Consider the following 20239-nt stretch of genomic DNA (forward strand, 5'->3'; position numbering starts at 1 on the left):
CACGCGGTCGCCCGAGCCGACCGCCGAGCCGACACCGGAGCCGACCGTGGCGCCCGAGCCGACGGTCGCGCCCGAGCCCACGGCGGAGCCCACCCCCGAGGCCAGTGCGCCCGAGCCCACGGTGGTGCCCGAGCCGGCGCCCACGGTGGTGCCCGAGCCCACGACGACGCCCGAGCCGGAGCCGACGGCGACACCCACGCCGACGCCCAGCGCCACCCCGTCGCCGTCACCGTCCCAGACGTCGTCTCCGTCGCCGACGGCCGAGGCGGGCGACACGGCCGCGTCGCCGATGAACTGGGTGCCATGGGTCGTGGTGCTGATCCTGCTGGTCGCCGGTGCGGTGATCTACCTGATCGTGCGCCGCCCCCGGCCGAAGCCGCCTACCGGAGCCTGAGCGGGCGGCTCTGCGTTCGTCTCGGTCGCCGGCGCTCGCTCGCTCCATGACAGCGAGTGACCGCAGCATCGACCATCCGGTCGTCGAGCGAGCGCCCGCGAGACGAAGCGCGCGAACGGAGGCTCGGCGTCAGCCGCGCAGCGCCAGGGCGAACGGAAGCACGGCGGCGGCCCCGGCGCGGCGCAGCTCGCGCGCGGCGACCGTGAGAGTCCAGCCGCTGTCCACCCGGTCGTCGACCAGGAGAATGGGACCCGCCGGAATACCGAGGTCCGCGGCCGAGAACCGATTCCACACCCCCGCCAGCCGGAACGCGCTGTTCCCGCCCGGCTGACCTGTGGGCCCGCCGTCGACGAGGTCGAGTGACCCGAGGAACGGCAGCCGGCCGACCTCGGCGATGCCGCGGGCGAGCGAGTCCACCAGCTGCGGCTTCGCGCGCGACGGCATCGCCACCACCGCCACCGGGCGGGTGTCCCAGCCCCATTCCGCGAGGACTCGCACACACGCGCCGAGCACGTTCGGCGGCACGGGCGCATCCGCGGCGCCGGCGGCGAAGAGGTCGCGCAGGACGCCGCCCCAGCCGAGGTCGGTCAGGCGCGCGAGCGCACGGCCTTCGCCGGCCTGCTCGTCCGCCGCGATGCGGCCCTTGACGGGCACGCCCAGCCGATCGGCTCCGGTGGGCCACTGCCGTCGCGCTTCGATCGGCACGCCGACGCGGTCGAGAGCGGCGGCGGCGGCATCCGTCGCTCCCTCGGCGATCGCGGTCGGGAACCAGGTGCCCGCGCAGTTGTCGCATCGCCCGCAGGGCACCGCGGTGTCGTCGTCGAGGGAGCGCTGCAGGAACTCCATGCGGCAGCCCGAGGTCTCTTCGTACTCGACCATGTGCTCCTGCTCGGCGACCCGCTCGGCGGCGATGCGGCGGTAGCGCTCTTCGTCGTAGGTCCACGGCTCGCCGGTCGCGGTCCACCCGCCGCGCACGCGCGCGACCGCACCGTCGACATCGAGCACCTTGAGCAGCAGCTCGAGGGGCGTGCGGCGGATGTCGACCATCGCCTCCAGCGCGGGTGTCGACATCGGCGCGGCCGCGGCCGCGAGCGCCGACAGCACGCGCTCGGCGCGCTCACGGTCGGGCATCGACGCCGTTGCGAAGTACTGCCAGATCTCGCGGTCCTCGGTGCCGGGAAGGAGGAGCACATCGGCGGACTCGGTGGCGCGGCCGGCGCGGCCGACCTGCTGGTAATACGACACCGGCGACGACGGCGCACCGAGGTGCACCACGAAGCCGAGGTCGGGCTTGTCGAATCCCATGCCGAGCGCGCTGGTCGCCACGAGCGCCTTGACGCGGTTGTCTTTGAGGAGCGCTTCGGACTCCTCGCGCTCATCGGTGTCGGTCTGGCCGGTGTAGGCGCGCACGTCGTAGCCGCGCTCGCGGAGGAGCCGGGCGGTGTCGTTCGCCGCCGCGACCGTCAGCGTGTAGATGATCCCCGAGCCGGGGAGGTCGCCCAGGTGGCTGATGAGCCAGGCCAGCCTGCTCGGCGAGTTGGCCAGACGCAGCACCCCCAGCCGGAGCGACGCCCGGGCCAGCGGACCTCGGATGGTGAGCACGCCCGCGGATGCGGTTTTCGGTCCCTCACCCGCAGCACTGCCGGCGTCCAGCTGCTCGGCGACGTCGGACACCACGCGACTGTTGGCCGTCGCGGTGGTCGCGAGCACGGGGACACCGGCCGGCATCCGGGCGATCAGGTCGCGCAGGCGCCGGTAGTCGGGCCGGAAGTCGTGCCCCCAGTCACTGATGCAGTGCGCCTCGTCGACGACGAGCAGTCCGATGCGAGCCACGAGCTGCGGCAGCTGCTCGTGGCGGAAGGAGGGATTGTTCAGACGTTCGGGCGAGACCAGCAGCACGTCGACCTCGTCTCGATCGAGCCGGCCGAGCACGTCGCCCCACTCGTGCGCGTTCGTGGAGTCGATCTTCACGGCGCGCACCCCGGCTCGCGCGGCGGCCGCGATCTGGTCGCGCATCAGCGCGAGCAGCGGAGAGACGAGCACCGTGGGGCCGGCGCCCCGACGACGCAGCAGAAGCGTCGCGACGAAGTAGACCGCAGACTTTCCCCACCCGGTGCGCTGCACCACGAGCGCGCGTCGCCGGTCATCGACGAGCGCCTCGATCGCCTCGTACTGCCCGTCGTGGAAGTCGGCGTCGTCGCGCCCGACGAGCGCGCGCAGCACCTCGAGGGCCTCGGTGCGGGTCGTGGTCGTCGCTGTCACGGTTCCACCCTGCCTCATGGTCCTGACACCCCGGCACGCATCCGGGTGCATCGAGGGATGCGTGGCGACGTGCCGGGGCTGTGGAGGAGCCGCGCCGCTCCTCGATCGAGCTCGGGGCCCCCTCCTCAGCTGAGGAACTGAGCCGAGATGAGGACGGAAGCGTTGGCTGCAGTCCTCGTCTCGGCGCATCCCCTCGTGTGAGGCGCGGCGGAGCAGGCGAAATGCAGGCAGGCACCGTACCCCCGGGCCGCGCATCGCACACCATCCCCGCGTGCTACCGTGAGCCGCATCGGGAGGAGGTGCACGTGATCGAGTCGATCGGCGTCTTGCTGCGCGTGCTCTTCGAGTCCCTGGGGCTCGCCCTGCGGCCCCTGGCCCAGCTCGTCGGCGCGATCGCGGGCCCCGACTCCGGCGCGTTCGCATTCGCCGCGGCCACCACGACGATCGCGGTCCTCGCGACCCTCGCCGTGCTGGCGGTGGCGGTCGCCGTCTTCCTCTCGCCCGCTCGGCCGGTCGCCACCGCGCCGCACCCTCGCCGAGCGATCTCCGACGCGACTCGCCTCACCGCGTCCCACCCCGACGCCCCGGGACACTCCCGTCCGCGCGCACCGGGTTCGGCGGCTCTGGCCGCGTAGCCCCGCCGCACGTCCTCTCCGAGGACCGCTCGCCGGTGCCGTCGTGGCCGCACGCCACGAACCGACACCGGACGAACGGACACACCTTGGATCTCTATGCCTTCCCGCCCATCGCCGCGATCCTCGACGCGGCCTACTCACTGCTCATGGGTCTCTCGGCCCTGCTCGAGCCCCTCGCCGGATCCGCCGCGGCTGCGGCATCCGTCATCCTCATCACGCTGCTCGTGCGTGCCGCGCTGGTGCCCGCGGGTATCGCACAGGCGAAGGCGGAGCAGATGCGCAGCCGCCTCGCCCCGAAGCTCAGGGAGCTGCAGCGGCGCCACAAGCGCGACCCGGAACGTCTGCAGCGCGAGACGATGAAGCTGTACGCCGACGAGAAGGCCTCGCCGTTCGCCGGGTGCCTGCCGATGCTCGCGCAAGCGCCGGTCGTCGCCATCGTGTACGCGCTGTTCCTTCACACCGCGATCGCGGGACACGCCAACGCCCTGCTCGCCGAGCAGCTGTTCGGCGTGCCGCTGGGGGCGAGCCTCGTCGGAGCGGTCGCGACGGGCGCCGCGACGGCATCGACGTGGGCCGTCTTCGCAGGGGTGCTCGCGGTGATCGTCGTGGTCGCCGAACTCACTCGCCGCGCGTTCCGGCCGCCGGTCGGCGGCTCTGAGGATGCCTCGCCGCTTGCGGGCGCGGGCATCGCACGAGTGGCGGGGCTGCTGCAGTTCACCACCGCGGTGTTCGCACTCTTCGTCCCCTTGGCGGAGGCCCTGTATCTGGCCGTCACCGTCTCGTGGACGCTGGCGCAGCGGCTCGTGCTGCGTCGGTTCTATCCCCTGGCGACGGCGTGAGGCTGCGGCATCCGCTCGCCCGGAACCGACGTGCGGCGCAGAGCCCGACCGAGAGCCAGGAACAGCAGCACCATGCCCGCCGTGAGCAGGATGTGCCCGGTGCCGGCGATGCCCGCGATCGCCTTCGACGACTCGAGTCCGAGGACGGTGAGCGAACCGTGCCAGATCAGCATCGCCGAGGTGAGGATGACGCCGGCGTTGTAGATCCAGAAGAACCAGGCGAACAGCTTCGAGCGCGACAGCTCGAAGACCTTCTCGAGCACCAGGACGATCAGCAGGATGATGAACCCGAGTGTCAGCAGGTGGGTGTGGGCGAGCCCGAGCTGAGTGAACTGCCCTTCGGGGAAGTCGTTGAGCTTGGTGAACTCGCGGGAGAACAGGCCGGAGGCGACCCCGGCGATCATGTAGCCGAAGGCCGCGTAGTAGAGCTTTGGCATGGCATTCCTCTCGATTGCCTCTCCAGCCTCGGCGAGCGCAGGCGGGAGCGGATCCATCGAAAGGTTGAGGCGGGCGAGCGCTCAGGTCACAGGAGTCCGCGCTCGCGGGCGACGGCCACCGCCCGCGAGCGGCTGTCGACGCCGAGCTTGGCGAAGATGTGGACGAGGTGGGTCTTCACGGTGGCCTCGGCGACGAACAGCGACTTCGCGATCTGCGGGTTGGACGCGCCCTGGTCGAGCAGACGGAGCACCTCGTGCTCGCGCTCGGTGAGGCGCACGCGCGGTGCACGCAGCACCTGGACGACCCGTTCGCTCAGTTCGGGGGTGAGCGCGAGTCGGCCGTCTGCCGCCTCGCGCACTGCGCGCACGATCGCGTCGGGCGCGGCGTCCTTGAGCACGTAGCCCGAGGCGCCGGCCTCGATCGCGCCCAGGATCTCGGCATCCCGATCGAAGGTCGTGAGGATGACGACCGCCGGCGCCGGATCGAGGACTCGCAGCGCCGCGGTCGTCTGCACGCCATCCATGCCCTCGCCCATGCGCAGGGCGCACAGGACGATGTCGGGCGCGAGGTGCAGGCTGAGTGCCACGGCCTCCTCGCCGGTCGCCGCCTCGCCGACTACCTCGACGTCCGCGCGGCTGTCGAACAGCGCCCGCACTCCGGCGCGGACGATGGGGTGATCGTCCGCGATCAGCACCCGCAGCACATCCATCACGAGCCTCTCGCCACGATCGGGACGGATGCCGACAGCGCGGCACCCGCACCGGGCGCGCTCTCGACGTCCAGTCCCCCGCCGAGCTCGCGCAGCCGGTCGCGCATCGCGCGCAGCCCGTATCCGCCACCCGACCCGGCGGGGTGTCGTTCCCATTCCGCGGCATCGAACCCGGCGCCGTCGTCCACGATGTCGAGGCGGACGCTGTCGCCGCCGTCGACCAGGCTGACGACGACGCGCCCGGCGTGTGCGTGCGCGCGGGTGTTCGCGAGCGCGGACTGCGCCGCGCGGAGCAGCGCCACCTCGACCGCCACCGGAAGAGCGGGGACGGTGTCGTCGACGCGCAGCTCGGTGCGGATGCCGGTCTCGTCGCTGAGCCGGTCAAGCATGCGCTGCAGCGCGTCGGCGAGGGCGGACCCCTCGAGCTCAGCCGGCATCAGCGCGTTCACGATGCGGCGAGTGTCGGCAAGGCCCTCCCGGGCGAGGTCGCCGATCTGCCCGAACGCCCGTGCGGCCGGCACCGGTGCGGATGCTGCCGCCCCCGCCGCGATCATCCCGATGGAGGTGAGGCTCTGGGCGATCGTGTCGTGGATGTCGCGGGAGAGGCGGGTGCGCTCAGCGACGGCGCCCGCGTCGCGCTGCGCACGGGCGAGCTCGTCCTGCAGCTGCGCCATCTCCTCGTGGGCGGCCACCAGAGAGGAGATGAGCCGGCTCCGCTCCCGCCCGTCGCGTACGAGCTCCAGGTAGCCGCGCGAGATACCCAGCGCGAACACGCCGCCGACGACGGGCCCGATCACGTCGGCGTAGCTGATGGAGCCGGTGTGGGCGAGCGGTGCGGCAATGACGACGGCGAGCACGACGATGCTGAACGGGATCGCCCACCGCAGGCGGAGCACGAAACCCGCGAGCAGCCACAGCGGGAACGCGAGCCACACGAACTCGGGGGAGATCGCGACGGCGCCCACCCAGATGAGCGCCAGCCCGACGAGCCAGCCCGCGGCGACCCCCGGGTCGCGGGTGCGCTCGCTCAGCAGCAGACCGCCGAAGTACCAGCCGCCGAACACCACCGACACGGCGACGACCCACGCCACCGGCGTGCCGTCGCCGATCGCGCGCACCGCGCCGATCACGAGGAGCGCGGCCGTGATGACGGTCTGGCCGACCCGGATCGAGGTGACGAGGCCGCGCCAGGACCGCGACGGCAGCGTGGCCGGCTCCCCGGTCTCAGGCGACGGGCTCGCGGAGAGCTGAGTCATCCGCGGACACCCCTTCCTCTGGGTCGCGATCCCCTCCGTGACGCGGAGCCGCAGCCGCCGTGATCCGACCGGGCCACCACATCCGGCGACCGACCAGCGAGAACAGCGCGGGCACGACGAGAGTGCGCACGACCAGAGTATCCATCAGGACTCCGACGCCGACGATGAGTCCGATCTGGCCGAGCGTCACGAGCGGCAGCAGCCCGAGCGCGGCGAAGACCCCCGCCAGGACGATCCCGGCGCTGGTGATGACCCCGCCGGTCGCGGCGACGGCGTTCACCATCCCCGGGCGCGTTCCCACGGCGGCCGACTCGGTGCGTGCCCGGTGCACGAGGAAGATCGTGTAGTCGACGCCGAGTGCGACGAGGAAGAGGAACGCCAGCAGCGGCACCTGCAGGTCCAGCGCGGTCCAGCCGAAGATCGTGCGGCCGAGCCATGCGCCCGCTCCGATGGCCGCGACCGCGCTGAGGGTGTTGACGAACAGCAGCACGAGCGGCGCCACGAGGGCACGGAGGAGTGCGACGAGCACCACGAAGGTGACCAGGAGAACCAGCGGGGCGATGAGGAGGAAGTCCCGCACGCTGGCATCGTACGCGTCAGTGGCGGCGCCGGCGGGTCCTCCGACGAGCGCGCCGGCGGATGCCGCGTGGGCGGCGTCTCTGACGGCATGGACCAGCTCGCGGCTCTCGGGCGTTCCCGGTCCGGCGTCGCCGACGACGACGAGCTTCGCCAGCGACGCGTCGACGCTCTCCGCCACGGGCGTCACCCGCTCGATGCCCGGGACCGCATCGACCGAGTCGGCCACGGCGTCGGCATCCGCCGTGTCGGTGATGACGATCATCGGCTCGGCTTCACCGGGGGCGAAGTGGTCGCCGAGCACCTCGAGCCCGATCGCGGACTCCGACGGCACCCGGAACCGCTCGGACTGGCTCAGTCCGATCTGCATACCGATCAGGCCCGTGGCCGACACCACGAGCAGCAGCACGCCCACGACGACCGGGAGCACCGGGCGCCCGACGACCCGCGCCCCGAGGGCGCGCCATGCTCCGACGCGCTCGGGCGCATGCTGCGCTCCCTTCGCAGGCCGAGGGATCAGCGGCCAGAAGACGCCGCGTCCGCAGACCGCGAGCGCCGGCGGCAGCACGAGCAGCACGGCCAGCACGGCGATCACCAGTCCCACCGCGGAGGCGATGCCGAGTCCTCGCGTGCCCGGGACGACCGCGAGCAGGAGCGTCGCGAGCGACACGACGACGGTGACGTTCGAAGCGACGATGGCGGGCAGGCTCGCGCGCCAGGCGCGCGCGAGAGCGGCGCGGTGGTCATCGTCGCGCCACAGCTCCTCGCGGTATCTCGACACCAGGAGAAGCGCGTAGTTCGTTCCGGCGCCGAAGACGAGCACGCTGACGATGCCCGTGTCGAACTGCAGCTGGAGGGTGGTGCCGAGGGCGGCCGTCGCCTTGCCGGCGAGCTGGTCCGCGAGCGCCACGACCGCGAGCGGCACGAGCCAGAGCACCGGTGACCGGTAGGTCGCGATCAGCAGCAGCGCGACGATCCCGATCGTGACGAGGAGGAGTGTGAAGTCCGCGCCGTCGAAGGCCGCAGCGACGTCGGCGCCGAAAGCGGCTCCACCGGTGACCTGGACGGCGACGCCGTCGATCCCGTTGTCGGCGATCACCGCGCGCAGCGCATCGACCGCAAGCCCGCCCGCGCCATCGTCGCCGATCTCGACCGTCGAGGTGAGAACGGCCGCCTCACCGTCCTCGCTCGGGATCGGACCCGCCGAGCTGCCGCCCGTCGCGACATCGATCTCGGTGACGAGGCCCGACAGCGCCGCGAGGTCGGCCGCCGTCAGAGCGCCGCCGTCGTCGCGGGAGGCGACGACGAGGAGCGCCTGGTCCGCGGCATCCGCGAACTCCGGGGCGAGCGATGCCACCTGCCCGCTCTCGGACTGCGGCGGTGCGCTGTCACCGCCCGCCAGCGAGATCGGCGCTGCCGAAGACACCGAGCAGTGCCGCGAACGCGAGCACGCCGAGGGCCAGCGAGATCCATGCGCCTCGTCGTGAGGTCAGCCGATGGGACAGGAGATCGATGAAGCGATGCACCCCATCAGTCCACGTGCGAGACGGCGCATGCGCGTCGCGCAGCCGGTCGACATCCACGTCAACCGATCGATGGATGCCGAGTCAGTCGTCGCGCGCGTGGAGCACGCCCGTGACGGCGCCCAGCGCGGCTCCCGCCAGGGTGTCGATCACGCGCTCGGTCGCCACGGCCACGGTGTCTACCGAGCCGGTCGCCGCGCCCGTGAGCAGCAGCACGAGCGGCGTGATGAAGACCAGAGCGAGCGCGTAGTTGCGGACGATGAAGAGCTCGATCGTGAACTGCAGGATGCCCAGCAGCAGCGCGAGCCACAGCGCGGGAATGGGCAGCGGCGCCAGCAGCAGGTACACACCTGCGCCGAGGATCGTGCCGATCATGCGGTGCAGTCCCCTGCTGAATGCCGCGCGGCGGTCGGCCGCCACGCCGATGACCGCGATGGCCGCGCCGACGATCCAATAGGCGCGGTCGGGGTCGAGCACCAGGCCGAGCGCGATGCCGACCACGGTCGCGATCGCGACGCGGAGGAGCAGCACGCGCTGGCTCGCGGGCCAAGCCGGTCCGGGGAGAACCTGGCGGAGCGGCCGCGCGGGGACCCGGCGGCGGCTCGGCAGCACGAGCGGAACCAGTGACACCGCGCCGGCGAAGAGGATGCCGCAGGCCACCGCCGCGACGTAGGTCGCGGCATCCGCTCCCGACGCCACGATGTGCGCGGACAGCCCATAGACGAGCACGATGAAGAGCGGCCCCGGTGGCCCGACGGCGAAGCCGAACATGGCCGCCGCCGCAGCGGTGGTCACGACCGCGAGCCCGATGATGGTCGCTGCCGGCGACGGTCCGGCCAGCGCGCCGAGCGTCGCGGCGACGAGCAGCCCGCCCGCCACGAACGGCACCACTCGCAGCCGCTCGACCACCGGCAGATGGGTGCCGTACAGGGCGACGAAGGCGCCCGTGGCCGCCTGGAAGCCGAGGTCGGGGCGGTCCAGCAGCGTCATCACCGCTATCGGGACCGTCATCGCGATCGCGGCGCGCAGCCCGATCGCCCACCGCGGCGCGGGCGCCGGTGCGAGGCGGAAGAGGCTCGACACGGCGTGGGTCAGGTCGGCGGCGAACCGGCGACCGGTGCTTCTGCGGGGCATGGGTTCGTCCCGCTCAGACCGACGGCTCGGACGCCGTGCTCCCGCTGAGCAGCTGATCCAGAAGGCTGAGGGCGGCGTCCTGCGGGGCGTCGGCGTCGAGCAGCCATTGGGTCTGCAGGCCGTCGGATGCCGCGATCACGAGTGCGGCGACCGCCATCGGATCGACGTCCGCCCGGATGCGGCCGGTCGCCTGGTTGCGGCGCACGCGAGCGGCGAGATCGGCGCGCACGCGTGCGAAGCGCGTGGTGGCGAACTCCCGTGCGGCCGGATGGCCCTCCTCGAGCGCCGACGCCACGAGGGTCGAGTAGAGCTGCACGAGACCCTGCACCTCGCGGTTCGACTCGGTCCAGCCGCGCAGCATCTCGACGGGCGTCATGTCGACGTCGGCCGGGTGCTCGTCGTCGCCGCGACGCTCGGACTCGCGGTACACCTCGACGAGCAGCTCTTCGAGCGAGCCGAAGTAGTGCTTCAGGGCGGCGTGGGTGACGCCGACCTCCTCGGCGATCGCGCGCAGGCTCGTGCGGTCGGAACCCCGCCGCGCGAACACCTCGATGGCGCGGTCGAGGATCTCCTGGCGACGGGCGACGCCCTTCGCGTACGACCCGCGCAGGGCCGGCTGGTGCTCCTCATCCGCCATGCGGCCCATGCTACCGAATAAAAACCTCCACATGGAGGTTTTCGTGGTAGCGTGATGCCGTCCGGGCGATCCCCGTCCGTCGACGCCACTCAGACACACGTCAAAGCAGACATCGAAGGAGCGCGACCGATGCCGGTCCAGACATCCATCCAGCTGTTCACCGTCAAGGACGCACTCGAGGCCGACCTCGACGGCACCCTCGCCGAGCTCGCCTCGCGCGGCTTCACCGCCGCCGAGCCCTACGACTTCGTGCGTCGGGCCGAGCCCCTCGCCGCCGCCCTCAAGGCGAACGGCATCGCCGCGCCCACCGGCCACGCATTCCTCGCGTCGACCTCGTTCGTCAACCCCGACGGCAGCGGCACGACCCTGCCGGTCCCCACTCCCGACGTCGTCTTCGACGCCGCCGAGACGCTGGGCATGACGACGGTCATCGACCCCTACACGGCGCCCGCCCGCTGGGAGAGCCTCGAGCAGATCGAAGAGACCGCACGCCTGCTCAACGCCGCCGCCGAGATCGGCGCCGCGCGCGGCATCCGTGTCGGCTACCACAACCACGCGCATGAGCTCGAGGCGACCTTCGACGGCAAGACCGGCCTCGAGGTCCTCGCCGACCTGCTCGACCCCCGCGTCGTGCTCGAGGTCGACCTGTACTGGGTCGCTCGCGCCGGCGTCGACTCGCCGACCCTGCTGCGCACGCTGGGCGACCGCGTGATCGCCGTGCACGTCAAGGACGGCACGCTCGACCCCGAGGCCGTCGCGGCCTACCCGCCGGCCGACCAGGTCCCCGCGGGCCAGGGCGTCGTGCCCCTCGAGGAGGCGCTGGCCGCGGCATCCGCTCTCGAGGTGGCGATCGTCGAGTTCGACCACTTCAACGGCGACCTGTTCGACGCCGTCGAGCAGAGCCGCGTCTTCCTCGACGAGAAGGTCGCCGCCTGATGGCCGCCTCTTCCGGAGCCGTCGGCGTCGGCATCATCGGCGCGGGCAACATCAGCGACCAGTACCTGACGCACCTGTCGAGCTTCCCCGACGTTCGCGTGATCGCGATCGGCGACCTGCTCGAGGACCGCGCCCGCGCCCAGGCCGAGAAGTACGGCGTCCCCCACTCCGGCGGCGTCGACGTCGTGCTGAACGACCCCGACATCGAGATCGTGGTGAACCTCACGATCCCGGCCGTGCACGTCGAGGTGTCGGAGGCGATCGTCGCCGCCGGCAAGAACGTGTGGACCGAGAAGCCGATCGGCGTCGACCGCGAGGAGTCCCAGCGACTGCTGCAGAAGGCGGATGCCGCGGGCCTGCGCGTCGGCGTCGCACCCGACACGGTGCTCGGCCCGGGCGTGCAGACCGCCAAGCGCGCGATCGCGCGCGGCGACATCGGCCGTCCGCTGTTCGCGACGACGACGTTCCAGTGGCAGGGTCCGGAACTCTGGCACCCGAACCCGGCGTTCCTGTACGCCAAGGGCGCCGGTCCGCTGCTCGACATGGGGCCGTACTACGTGTCCACGCTCGTGCACGTGTTCGGCCCGGTCGCCTCGGTCGCCGCGCTCGGCCTCCGCGGCGTCGAGACCCGCACCGTGAAGTCCGGCGAGCTCGCCGGCCAGGAGTTCCCCGTCGAGATCCCGTCGACCCTCTCGGTGCTGATGGAGTTCGAGCAGGGCGGTCAGGCGCAGAGCCTGTACAGCACCGACTCTCCGCTGCTGCGCCACGGCATCGTCGAGATCAACGGCACCGAGGGCACGATCGTGATCCCCGACCCGAACACGTTCGGCGGCGACATCACGATCACCCGCCCGCTCACCGACGTCTCGGTGCGGGAGCAGGAGATCCTCCAGGTGCCGCAGGAGGGCGTGCTCGCCGGCCGCGGCCTCGGTCTGCTCGACATGGCCCGCTCGATCCGCGACGGCCGTCCGCACATCGCCACCGGCGAGTTCGGCTACCACGTGCTCGACACGCTGCTGTCGATCGAAGAGGCCGCCGAGTCGCGCACCTACGTCGAGGTGCAGAGCACCGTCGGCGACGTCGGCTCGCTGGACGCGGACTTCGACCCGCTCGCGGCCACGCTCTGACCCGACACCGGTTCACACGAAGGCCCCCTGCCACGCGGCAGGGGGCCTTCGTCATGCCGGGACGGATGCCCGACCCACGTCGGCCACGCGCCCGCGCCCGCGCCGATCATGTGCTCTCGCCGAGATCACACGCTTGGCGCGGTCGGAACGTGTGACCTCGGCGACATCGTGTGCTGTGGACGCCGCACAACCCGGGGCCCGCGCTCAGCCGAGCAGCGGGCGCTGAGCCTTCTGCTGCGTCAGGTACGCGTCGCGGGCGTCCTGCGTGCTGTCGAGCGTCGAGACCTCGGCCACCGGCACGTCCCACCAGCCCGCACCGTCGGGGGCGTAGATCAGAGGATCGCTGTTGATGTGGATGAAGGTGGACCGGTCGGATGCCTTCGCCTGCGCGATGGCGGCCTTGAGGTCGTCGATGGCGGAGGCGCCGGGCTCGATCTCGATGACGTCGAGGCCGTAGCTGCGGGCATTCATCGCGAGATCGACCGGAAGGACCTTCCCGTCCTGGAAGTTGCGGGCCTCGCCGTCGTACTCCCGGTACCAGGTGCCGAAGCGCTCGGAGCCGACGGTCTCGGAGAGGTGCCCGATCGACGCGAAGCCGTGGTTCTGGATCAGCACCACGATGATCTTGAGGCCCTCGGCGACCGCGGTCACGAGCTCGGTGTTGAGCATCAGGTACGAGCCGTCGCCGACCATCACGACGACGTCGCGGTCGTCTCCGTCGGCGAGGAGCCCCCGCTTGGCTCCGAGCCCGCCCGCGATCTCGTAGCCCATGCACGAGAACGCGTACTCGACGTGGTACCCCAGCGGGTCGCGCACGCGCCACAGCTTGTGGAGGTCGCCCGGCAGTGACCCCGCCGCCTGCACGATGACATCCTGCGGGGCGCTGGACGACTGCACGGCGCCGATGATCTCGGGCTGGCCGGGGAGCGCGAGCCCCGACGGCGCGAACGCCTCGTCGACCGCGGCATCCCACTCCGCCTTGTCGCGCGCGATGCGCTCGGCGTACTCGCGCGGGACCTCGAAGCCCTCGAGTTCGAGCGCGAGCGCATCCAGCGCCTCGCGGGCGTCGGCGATCACCGGCAGCTGCGAGCCGTGCTTGTACGCGTCGAACGCGGCGACGTTGATGTTGACGAACACGACATCCGGGTTCTGGAACGCGGTGCGCGACGCGGTGGTGAAGTCGCTGTAGCGCGTGCCGATGCCGATGATGACGTCGGCGTCGGCGGCGAGGCGGTTGGCGGCGAGCGTGCCGGTCGCGCCGACCCCGCCGAGGTACTGCGGGTGGTCCCAGTTCAGCACGCCGCCGCCGGCCTGGGAGGTGCCGACCGGGACGCCGGTGGTTTCGGCGAACGCACGCAGCTGGTCTTCGGCGCCGGAGTAGAGGACGCCGCCGCCCGCGACGATGAAGGGGTTCTTCGCGGCGCGGATCGCCGCGACCGCGCGAGCGAGCGCGCCGCGCTCGGGCAGCGGGCGGCGGAGGTGCCACTCGCGGTCCTGCAGGAACTCGACCGGCACGTCGAGCGCCTCGGCCTGCACGTCCTCGGGGAGGGCGATCGTCACGGCGCCCGTCTCGACAGGGTCGGTGAGCACCCGCATCGCCGCGAGGGCGATCGAGTACAACTGCTCCGGCCGCTGCACGCGATCGAAGAACCTCGACAGCGGGCGGAACGCGTCGTTGACGGTGAGGCCGATGTCCCACGGCTGCTCGAGCTGCTGCAGCACGGGGTCGGCGACGCGGGTGGCGAACGTGTCGCTGGGCAGCAGCAGCGCCGGGAGGCGATTGGCCGTCGCCAGGGCGGCGGCGGTGAGCATGTTCGCCGCTCCCGGCCCGACCGAGGCGGCCGACGCGTACGTTCCGCGTCGGCGGTGCATGCGGGCGTAGCCGACAGCCTGGTGCACCATCGCCTGCTCGTTGCGGGCTTGGTGGTACGGCATCAGGTCGGGGTCCTCGACGTTGAGCTGCTTGAGCGCCTGGCCGATGCCCGCGACATTGCCGTGGCCGAAGATGCCGAACATGCCGGGGATCGTCCGCTCGCGGATGTCGCCGTCGACGGTCCACTGGTGGGCGAGGAACTCCACGAGCGCCTGGCTGACCGTCATCCGTTTCGTCGCACCCATCAGTTGCGGCCTTCCTTGTGCTCGGTGAACGGCAGCCGTGCGTCCACGCTCTGCCCGGTCCAGGTCTCGCGCACCCACGCGTGCGCGGGGTCGTCGCTGATCAGCCACTGCCGCTGGGGATCGGGGCCGGCCATGACGTTGAGGTAGTACAGGTCGTAGCCGGGGGCCGCGACGGCCGGCCCGTGGTACCCGAAAGGCACGAGCGCGATGTCGCCGGTGCGCACCATCGCGTTGATGTCGATGTCGCCGGCGGGCGAGGAGTAGGTGCTGAACATGCCGAACGCAGCCTTGGCTGAGGACGGCGCCCCCGCCACCGGCGCCGTCTCGAAGTAGTAGATCTCCTCGAGGCGCGACTCGTGGCCGGGCACGTGCTCGTCGTGCTTGTGCGGCGGGTACGACGACCAGTTCTCGGCCGGCGTGATCACCTCGCACACGATCAGACGTGCGGCGTCGATCGCCCGCGGGGTGCCGAAGTTGTGCACCTGGCGGCTCGAGCGCCCCGCGCCCCGCAGTTCGACGAAGGTGTCGGATGCCGGGACGTACTGCCAATGCCGCGGCTCAGTCGTCGGCGCCTCGGCGATCGCCACACGGCCGCGACCCCGGATCTCGGCCGTGGTTCCCGTCGGGAGGTACAGCACGTCGGTCGGCCCGGCGAACACGGAGCGCCGGCCGCGCAGGCGGGTCTCCCACTCCCCCGGGTCGTGGCGGTGCAGCACGTGGAACGATCCGGCGAGGGGAACGACGATCCGCTCGACGCCCCGGTCGTCGAGTGTCAGCAACTCTCCCTCTGCGATATCGGCGACACGGATGCCGGTGTGCTGCCATCCGGGAATCGATGCGTCCACGACGCTCTCCCACCCGTCACGGGCGAGGTCGCCCCTGCGGTGGAACCAGCGCTGGTCGGTAGTGCTCATCTCGTGCTCTCGTGGGTCGATCGTAGGACGGATGCCGGGGTCAGGTGTTCTGGGGGAAGCCGAGGTTGATGCCGCCGTGGTGGGCGGGGTCGAGCCAGCGGCTGGTGATGGCTTTCTCGCGGGTGTAGAAGTCGAAGCCGTGGACGCCGTAGGCTTTCGCGTCGCCGAAGAGGGACTGTTTCCAGCCGCCGAAGGAGTGGTAGGCGACGGGGACGGGGATGGGGACGTTGATGCCGATCATGCCGACCTGCACCTCGTTCTGGAACCGGCGGGCGGCGCCGCCGTCGTTGGTGAAGATGGCGGTGCCGTTGCCGAACTGGCCACTGTTGATGAGCGCGAGCCCCTCGTCGTAGGACTGCACCCGGACGATGGAGAGGACGGGGCCGAAGATCTCCTCGGTGTAGGCGCGGGAGGTGGTGGGGATGTGGTCGATGAGGGTGGGGCCGAAGAAGAACCCGTCCTCATGCCCGTCGACGGTGTAGCCGCGGCCGTCGACGACGATGGTGGCGCCGTCGGCTTCGGCGATGTCGACGTAACTGGCGACGTTGTCGCGGTGGATGTCGGTGATCAGCGGCCCCATGTCGGGCTCCACGCCGTCCACCCCGGCACCGTTGCCGATCTTGAGCTTCGCGATGCGCTCGGTGATCTTCGTGATGAGGTCGTCGGCGACCGGTTCCACGGCGAGGACGACACTGATGGCCATGCAGCGTTCCCCGGCGGCACCGTAGCCGGCGTTCACGGCCTGGTCGGCGACCAGGTCCAGATCCGCATCCGGCAGCACCAGCATGTGGTTCTTCGCACCCCCGAGCGCCTGCACCCGCTTGCCGTGGCGCGACGCGGTCTCGTAGATGTACTGCGCGATCGGGGTGGACCCCACGAAACTGATCGCGGCCACATCCGGGCTGGTGAGGAGGCCGTCGACGGCGGCCTTGTCGCCCTGCAGCACCGTGAACACCCCGTCCGGCAGTCCCGCCTCCTGCCACAGCGCCGCGAGCCACAGCGCCGCCGACGGGTCCTTCTCCGAAGGCTTGAGAACCACCGCGTTGCCCGCGGCGATCGCGATCGGGAAGAACCACATCGGCACCATCGCCGGGAAGTTGAACGGGCTGATGATCCCGACCACGCCGAGCGGCTGCTTCAGCGAGTACACGTCGATCCCGGTCGACGCGTTCTCACTGAAGGCACCCTTGATCAGGTGCGGGAACCCGCACGCCAGCTCCACGACCTCCTGACCGCGCAGGATCTCCCCCATCGCATCCGAGACCACCTTGCCGTGCTCCGCGGTGATGATCTCCGCCAACTCCCGCTTCCGCGCGTGCAGCAACTCCCGGAACGCGAACAACACGCCCTGCCGCCGCGCGATCGACCACCCCGACCACACCTGGAACCCGCGGACGGCCGACGCGATCGCCGCCTCGATCTCCGCCTCATCCGCCAACGCCACCCGCGCCGACACCGCACCCGTCGCCGGGTTGAACACCGGCGCCGACCGACCCGACGACGACACCACCTCCACCCCATCGACCCAATGCGAGATGATGCGGACGTCGACATCGACGTCGGTCTGTGCGGGGGTGGTCTCAGTGATGCTCATCGGTGTGGGTCCTTCGTGAGGGGAGGGGTTCAGAGGTCGGTGTGGACGAGGCCGGCCGCGATGTCCACGGCGGCCGCGACGTCGTCGTCGGGCGGGTAGAGGAGTGTGCGGCCGACGGTCAGCCCGCGGACGCCGGGAAGCGACAGCGCGTCCTCCCAGGACGCGAACGTCTCGTCGGGGTCCACGCCCGAGTCGCCGCCCAGCAGCAGCGTCGGCATGGTGGTCGCTGCCATGACGCGCTCCATGTCGTCGACGACGGGCAGCTTCATCCACGTGTTCGCGCTGGACGCGCCCAGGCCCGAGGCGATCGCGATCGACAGGATGACGGCATCCGTCGACAGGTCGTTGACGACGCGACCGTCGCTGCGGGTGCTGAGGAACGGCTCGAGCATGATCGGAAGGCCCGCGGTCGACGCCTCGGTGACGGCACCGGCCATCGCCGTGAGCGTAGACACGGTGCCGGGGTCGGCGAGATCGATGCGTACGAGCGTCTTGGCGAAGTCGATTCCCGAAGCCACCATCGTTCGCACGTCGTATGCCGTCATGCGATCGTCCAGCTCGAATGAGGCGCCGCGCAGCCCGCCGCGGTTCATCGAGCCGACGACGATCTTGTCGTCGAGGAGGCCGAGGGCGGCGAGGTCGTCGACGATGTCGGGCGTACCCAGCACGCCGTCGACGCCCGGTCGGCTCAGCGCCGTGGCCAGCCGGTCGAGCAGGTCGTAACGGTCCGCCATCGCGGTCGGGTTGCCACCCACCGCGAGGGCGCCGCGGGCGGGATGGTCGGCGGCGACGATGAAGAGGCGTCCGTCGCCGCGCAGCACGTCGCGACGTCGGCGGCCGGTGAGGGCGTCACGGATCGCCTCCGGCCGGGTCGCCCGGATGTCGCGGAGGCGGGCGAAGTCGTCCTCGGTGAGGAACTGGGTCATCGCAGCGCCCCCGTCTCGAGAATCGCCGTGACCTCGGCTTCGACGGGCATCGCCGTCGAGCACTCCAGGCGCGACGCGACGATCGCGCCGGCGACGTTCGCGAAGCGGAGGATGCGCTCGAGATCCCACCCCGCGAGCAGGCCGTGGCAGAGGGCCCCGCCGAACGCGTCCCCGGCGCCCAGGCCGTTCACGACCTCGACGAGATAGGGCGGCACGACGACCGACTCGTCGCGCGTCTTCGCCAGCACGCCCTTCGGTCCCTGCTTCACGATCGCGAGCTCGACGCCGCGCTCCAGCAGCGCGTCTGCCGCACGCTCAGGCTCGGTCTCACCGACCGCGACCTCGCACTCCTCGCGGTTGCCGACGGCGACGGTCGCATGCTCGAGGGCTCGTGCCATCTGCACGCTCGCCTCCGCCGGCTCGGCCCAGAACATGGGGCGGTAGTCCAGGTCGAAGACGGTGTGTCCGCTGGTTCGGGCCTGGAGCGCCGCATGGTGGGCGGCCCGGCTCGGCTCCTGACTGAGTCCGGTCGCGGTGAACCACAGGATGCGGGCCGATCGCACGGCGTCGAGGTCGAGCTCCGCCGGTGCGACGTCGAGATCGGGCGCTTTCGGCTCGCGGTAGAAGTACAGCGGGAAATCGTCGGGCGGGAAGATCTCGCAGAAGGTGATGGGGGTCTTGAGCGTCTCATTCACCCGCACGTAGCGGTTGTCCACGCCGAGGCGGGCCAGCTCCGTGAGCAGATACCGGCCGAAGGGGTCGTCGCCGACGCCCGAGATCAGCGCGACGCCCCGACCATGCCGCGCGGCGGCAACACTGACGTTGGCGGCGCTGCCGCCGAGGAACTTGCCGAAGGTCTGCACCTCTTCGAGCCCTACTCCGGACTGCAGGGGGTAGATGTCGACACCCAGCCGCCCGAAGGCGAGGACGTCGAAGGGAGGGATGCTCTCGGTCATACTCCGCTGTACAACTCTCCGCGTGCGCCGCGCGCCCGCATCGGTGGACAATTTGTCCTGACAATAACACAACGAGTCCCGTGCGCGACACTCCCTGTCCGTGGTCGGCTGACAAAGTCGCGGCGATGTAGCATTGTCGGGACATTATGCTGTCGGGACTTGGAGTGAGTGATGGCAGACGACGTGGTCAAGCTGGACGACTTGCTCGCCGACCTGGATCGCACCGGCCCCGTGCCGCTGTACTTCCAGGTGTCGAGCGCGATCGAAGGGGCGATCCGTTCCGGTGAGATCCCACCGGGTGCGCGCCTCGAGAACGAGATCGCCATCGGCCAGCGGGCGGGACTGTCGCGGCCGACGATCCGGCGCGCGATGGAGGAGCTCGTCGACAAGGGTCTGCTGGTGCGGCGCCGAGGCATCGGAACACAGGTCGTCCAGGGCCAGGTCACTCGTCAGGTCGAGCTCACCAGCCTCTACGAGGACCTCAAGAACTCGCAGCACGAACCGGGGACGCTCGTCCTCGAGCACGACACGCGCCCCGCCGATCCGGTGACCGCCGAGGCGCTGCGAGTTCCCGTCGGGTCGGACATCGTGTATCTGCGTCGCCAGCGCTCCACCGACGGCGTGCCCGTTGCGGTGCTCACGAACTATCTGCCGCTCGACTTCGCCGACATCACCACCGAGCAGCTTCAGCAGAAGGGCCTGTACGAGATCATGCGCGCCCGCGGCGTGACGATCCGCGTGGCCAACCAGAAGATCGGCGCGCGCCGCGCCCACGGCGACGAGCCCGGTCTTCTCGACATCGACAAGGGCGGCCCCGTCCTCACGATGGAGCGCGTCGCCTTCGACGCTTCGGGCCGCGCCGTCGAGTTCGGGCACCACTGCTACCGCCCCGACATGTACAGCTTCCAGACGACGCTCGTCGCGAAGTAGGCCCGCCCGCAACCGCGCACGGCGGGGTCCCGCACACCGAGTGCGGGATCCACCCGTCGCGATGCCGGCGGATCAGCCGAAGAGGTCGCCCAGCCCCGGGATCTCGAAGTTCGACACCTGCTCCCCGATACCCGAGACGGCCTCCCCCGCACCCGAGACGAGGTCGCCCGCACCGCCCAGGTCGACGCCGGCCGCGATCGCATCGAGGTCCACCGCGCCCGCGACGGCATCGAAGTCGATCCCCGTCGCCACCGCCTGCGCCAGCAGCGGGGCCGCGACGGCGCTCACCACGGCGGCACCGGCGACCGCGCCGAGCAGCCCGCCGGCACCGACGA

18 protein-coding genes and 1 pseudogene are annotated in these 20239 nt (G+C 71.3%); 5 read left to right on the forward strand and 14 right to left on the reverse strand.

Annotated elements, in window-relative coordinates:
* Positions 1–276, reverse strand: a 276-nt coding sequence (locus VIP82_RS10860) for a hypothetical protein (protein ID WP_331908424.1), incomplete at its 3' end; no start/stop codon positions are given.
* 247 nt (positions 277–523) lie between these two features.
* A complete protein-coding gene (locus VIP82_RS10865; RefSeq protein WP_331908426.1) occupies positions 524–2674 on the reverse strand; it encodes a RecQ family ATP-dependent DNA helicase in 2151 nt (716 codons plus the stop codon).
* 287 nt (positions 2675–2961) lie between these two features.
* Between VIP82_RS10865 and VIP82_RS10870 the strand changes: the two genes are divergently transcribed.
* A complete protein-coding gene (locus VIP82_RS10870; protein ID WP_331908428.1) occupies positions 2962–3291 on the forward strand; it encodes a DUF6412 domain-containing protein in 330 nt (109 codons plus the stop codon).
* 86 nt (positions 3292–3377) lie between these two features.
* Positions 3378–4130, forward strand: a complete 753-nt coding sequence (locus VIP82_RS10875; protein WP_331908430.1) for a YidC/Oxa1 family membrane protein insertase — start codon at positions 3378–3380, stop codon at positions 4128–4130.
* On the opposite strand, the gene VIP82_RS10880 is transcribed toward VIP82_RS10875, so the two are convergent.
* The 6 genes from VIP82_RS10880 to VIP82_RS10905 form a co-directional block, all read right to left on the reverse strand.
* The gene (locus VIP82_RS10880; protein ID WP_331908431.1) at positions 4109–4567 is read right to left on the reverse strand and encodes a DUF2871 domain-containing protein; all 459 of its coding nucleotides are present in this window, start codon (positions 4565–4567) and stop codon (positions 4109–4111) included. The two genes, VIP82_RS10875 and VIP82_RS10880, sit on opposite strands and share 22 nt — an antisense overlap.
* An 86-nt stretch (positions 4568–4653) precedes the next feature.
* The gene (locus VIP82_RS10885; protein WP_331908432.1) at positions 4654–5277 is read right to left on the reverse strand and encodes a response regulator; all 624 of its coding nucleotides are present in this window, start codon (positions 5275–5277) and stop codon (positions 4654–4656) included.
* Positions 5277–6533, reverse strand: coding sequence for a sensor histidine kinase (locus tag VIP82_RS10890; RefSeq protein WP_331908434.1), 1257 nt, complete (start codon positions 6531–6533; stop codon positions 5277–5279). Before VIP82_RS10890 ends, VIP82_RS10885 begins: the two co-directional genes overlap by 1 nt.
* On the reverse strand, positions 6502–8535 hold the full coding sequence (locus VIP82_RS10895) for an MMPL family transporter (RefSeq protein WP_331908436.1): 2034 nt from the start codon (positions 8533–8535) through the stop codon (positions 6502–6504). The genes VIP82_RS10890 and VIP82_RS10895 overlap by 32 nt, the downstream gene beginning before the upstream one ends.
* 181 nt (positions 8536–8716) lie before the next feature.
* Complete coding sequence (locus VIP82_RS10900) at positions 8717–9766, reverse strand: FUSC family protein (RefSeq protein WP_331908438.1); 1050 nt, start codon at positions 9764–9766, stop codon at positions 8717–8719.
* 13 nt (positions 9767–9779) lie between these two features.
* Positions 9780–10403, reverse strand: a complete 624-nt coding sequence (locus tag VIP82_RS10905; protein WP_331908440.1) for a TetR/AcrR family transcriptional regulator — start codon at positions 10401–10403, stop codon at positions 9780–9782.
* Positions 10404–10532: 129 nt separating this feature from the next.
* Here VIP82_RS10905 and VIP82_RS10910 point away from each other — a divergent pair, with 129 nt between their 5' ends.
* Positions 10533–11339, forward strand: coding sequence for a sugar phosphate isomerase/epimerase family protein (locus VIP82_RS10910; protein ID WP_331908442.1), 807 nt, complete (start codon positions 10533–10535; stop codon positions 11337–11339).
* Positions 11339–12466, forward strand: coding sequence for a Gfo/Idh/MocA family protein (locus tag VIP82_RS10915; protein WP_331908444.1), 1128 nt, complete (start codon positions 11339–11341; stop codon positions 12464–12466). Before VIP82_RS10910 ends, VIP82_RS10915 begins: the two co-directional genes overlap by 1 nt.
* 204 nt (positions 12467–12670) lie before the next feature.
* Here VIP82_RS10915 and iolD read toward each other — a convergent pair whose 3' ends face one another.
* From iolD to iolC, 5 genes are read right to left on the reverse strand one after another with little or no spacing between them, the layout of a single operon-like run.
* Positions 12671–14584 (reverse strand): 3D-(3,5/4)-trihydroxycyclohexane-1,2-dione acylhydrolase (decyclizing), encoded by a 1914-nt coding sequence (iolD, locus tag VIP82_RS10920; RefSeq protein ID WP_331908446.1) that lies wholly within the window; start codon positions 14582–14584, stop codon positions 12671–12673.
* Positions 14584–15498, reverse strand: a complete 915-nt coding sequence (gene iolB, locus VIP82_RS10925; protein ID WP_331908448.1) for a 5-deoxy-glucuronate isomerase — start codon at positions 15496–15498, stop codon at positions 14584–14586. Before iolB ends, iolD begins: the two co-directional genes overlap by 1 nt.
* A gap of 40 nt (positions 15499–15538) precedes the next feature.
* Positions 15539–17092 carry a CoA-acylating methylmalonate-semialdehyde dehydrogenase gene (locus VIP82_RS10930; protein WP_331908450.1) on the reverse strand — a complete coding sequence of 518 codons (1554 nt, stop codon included), beginning with the start codon at positions 17090–17092 and terminating at the stop codon, positions 15539–15541.
* A 29-nt stretch (positions 17093–17121) separates the two neighbouring features.
* Positions 17122–18018 (reverse strand): class I fructose-bisphosphate aldolase, encoded by an 897-nt coding sequence (locus VIP82_RS10935; protein WP_331908452.1) that lies wholly within the window; start codon positions 18016–18018, stop codon positions 17122–17124.
* Positions 18015–18974, reverse strand: a complete 960-nt coding sequence (gene iolC, locus VIP82_RS10940; RefSeq protein ID WP_331908454.1) for a 5-dehydro-2-deoxygluconokinase — start codon at positions 18972–18974, stop codon at positions 18015–18017. Before iolC ends, VIP82_RS10935 begins: the two co-directional genes overlap by 4 nt.
* Before the next feature lie 171 nt (positions 18975–19145).
* Between iolC and VIP82_RS10945 the strand changes: the two genes are divergently transcribed.
* Positions 19146–19904 (forward strand): GntR family transcriptional regulator, encoded by a 759-nt coding sequence (locus tag VIP82_RS10945; RefSeq protein ID WP_308867703.1) that lies wholly within the window; start codon positions 19146–19148, stop codon positions 19902–19904.
* Between the two features lie 72 nt (positions 19905–19976).
* Here the strand turns inward: VIP82_RS10945 and VIP82_RS10950 are convergent.
* A pseudogene (locus VIP82_RS10950) lies at positions 19977–20239 on the reverse strand (hypothetical protein); the annotation flags it as partial.

Source organism: Microbacterium sp., from assembly GCF_036566905.1.
In the GTDB taxonomy this organism is placed as follows: Bacteria; Actinomycetota; Actinomycetes; order Actinomycetales; family Microbacteriaceae; genus Microbacterium.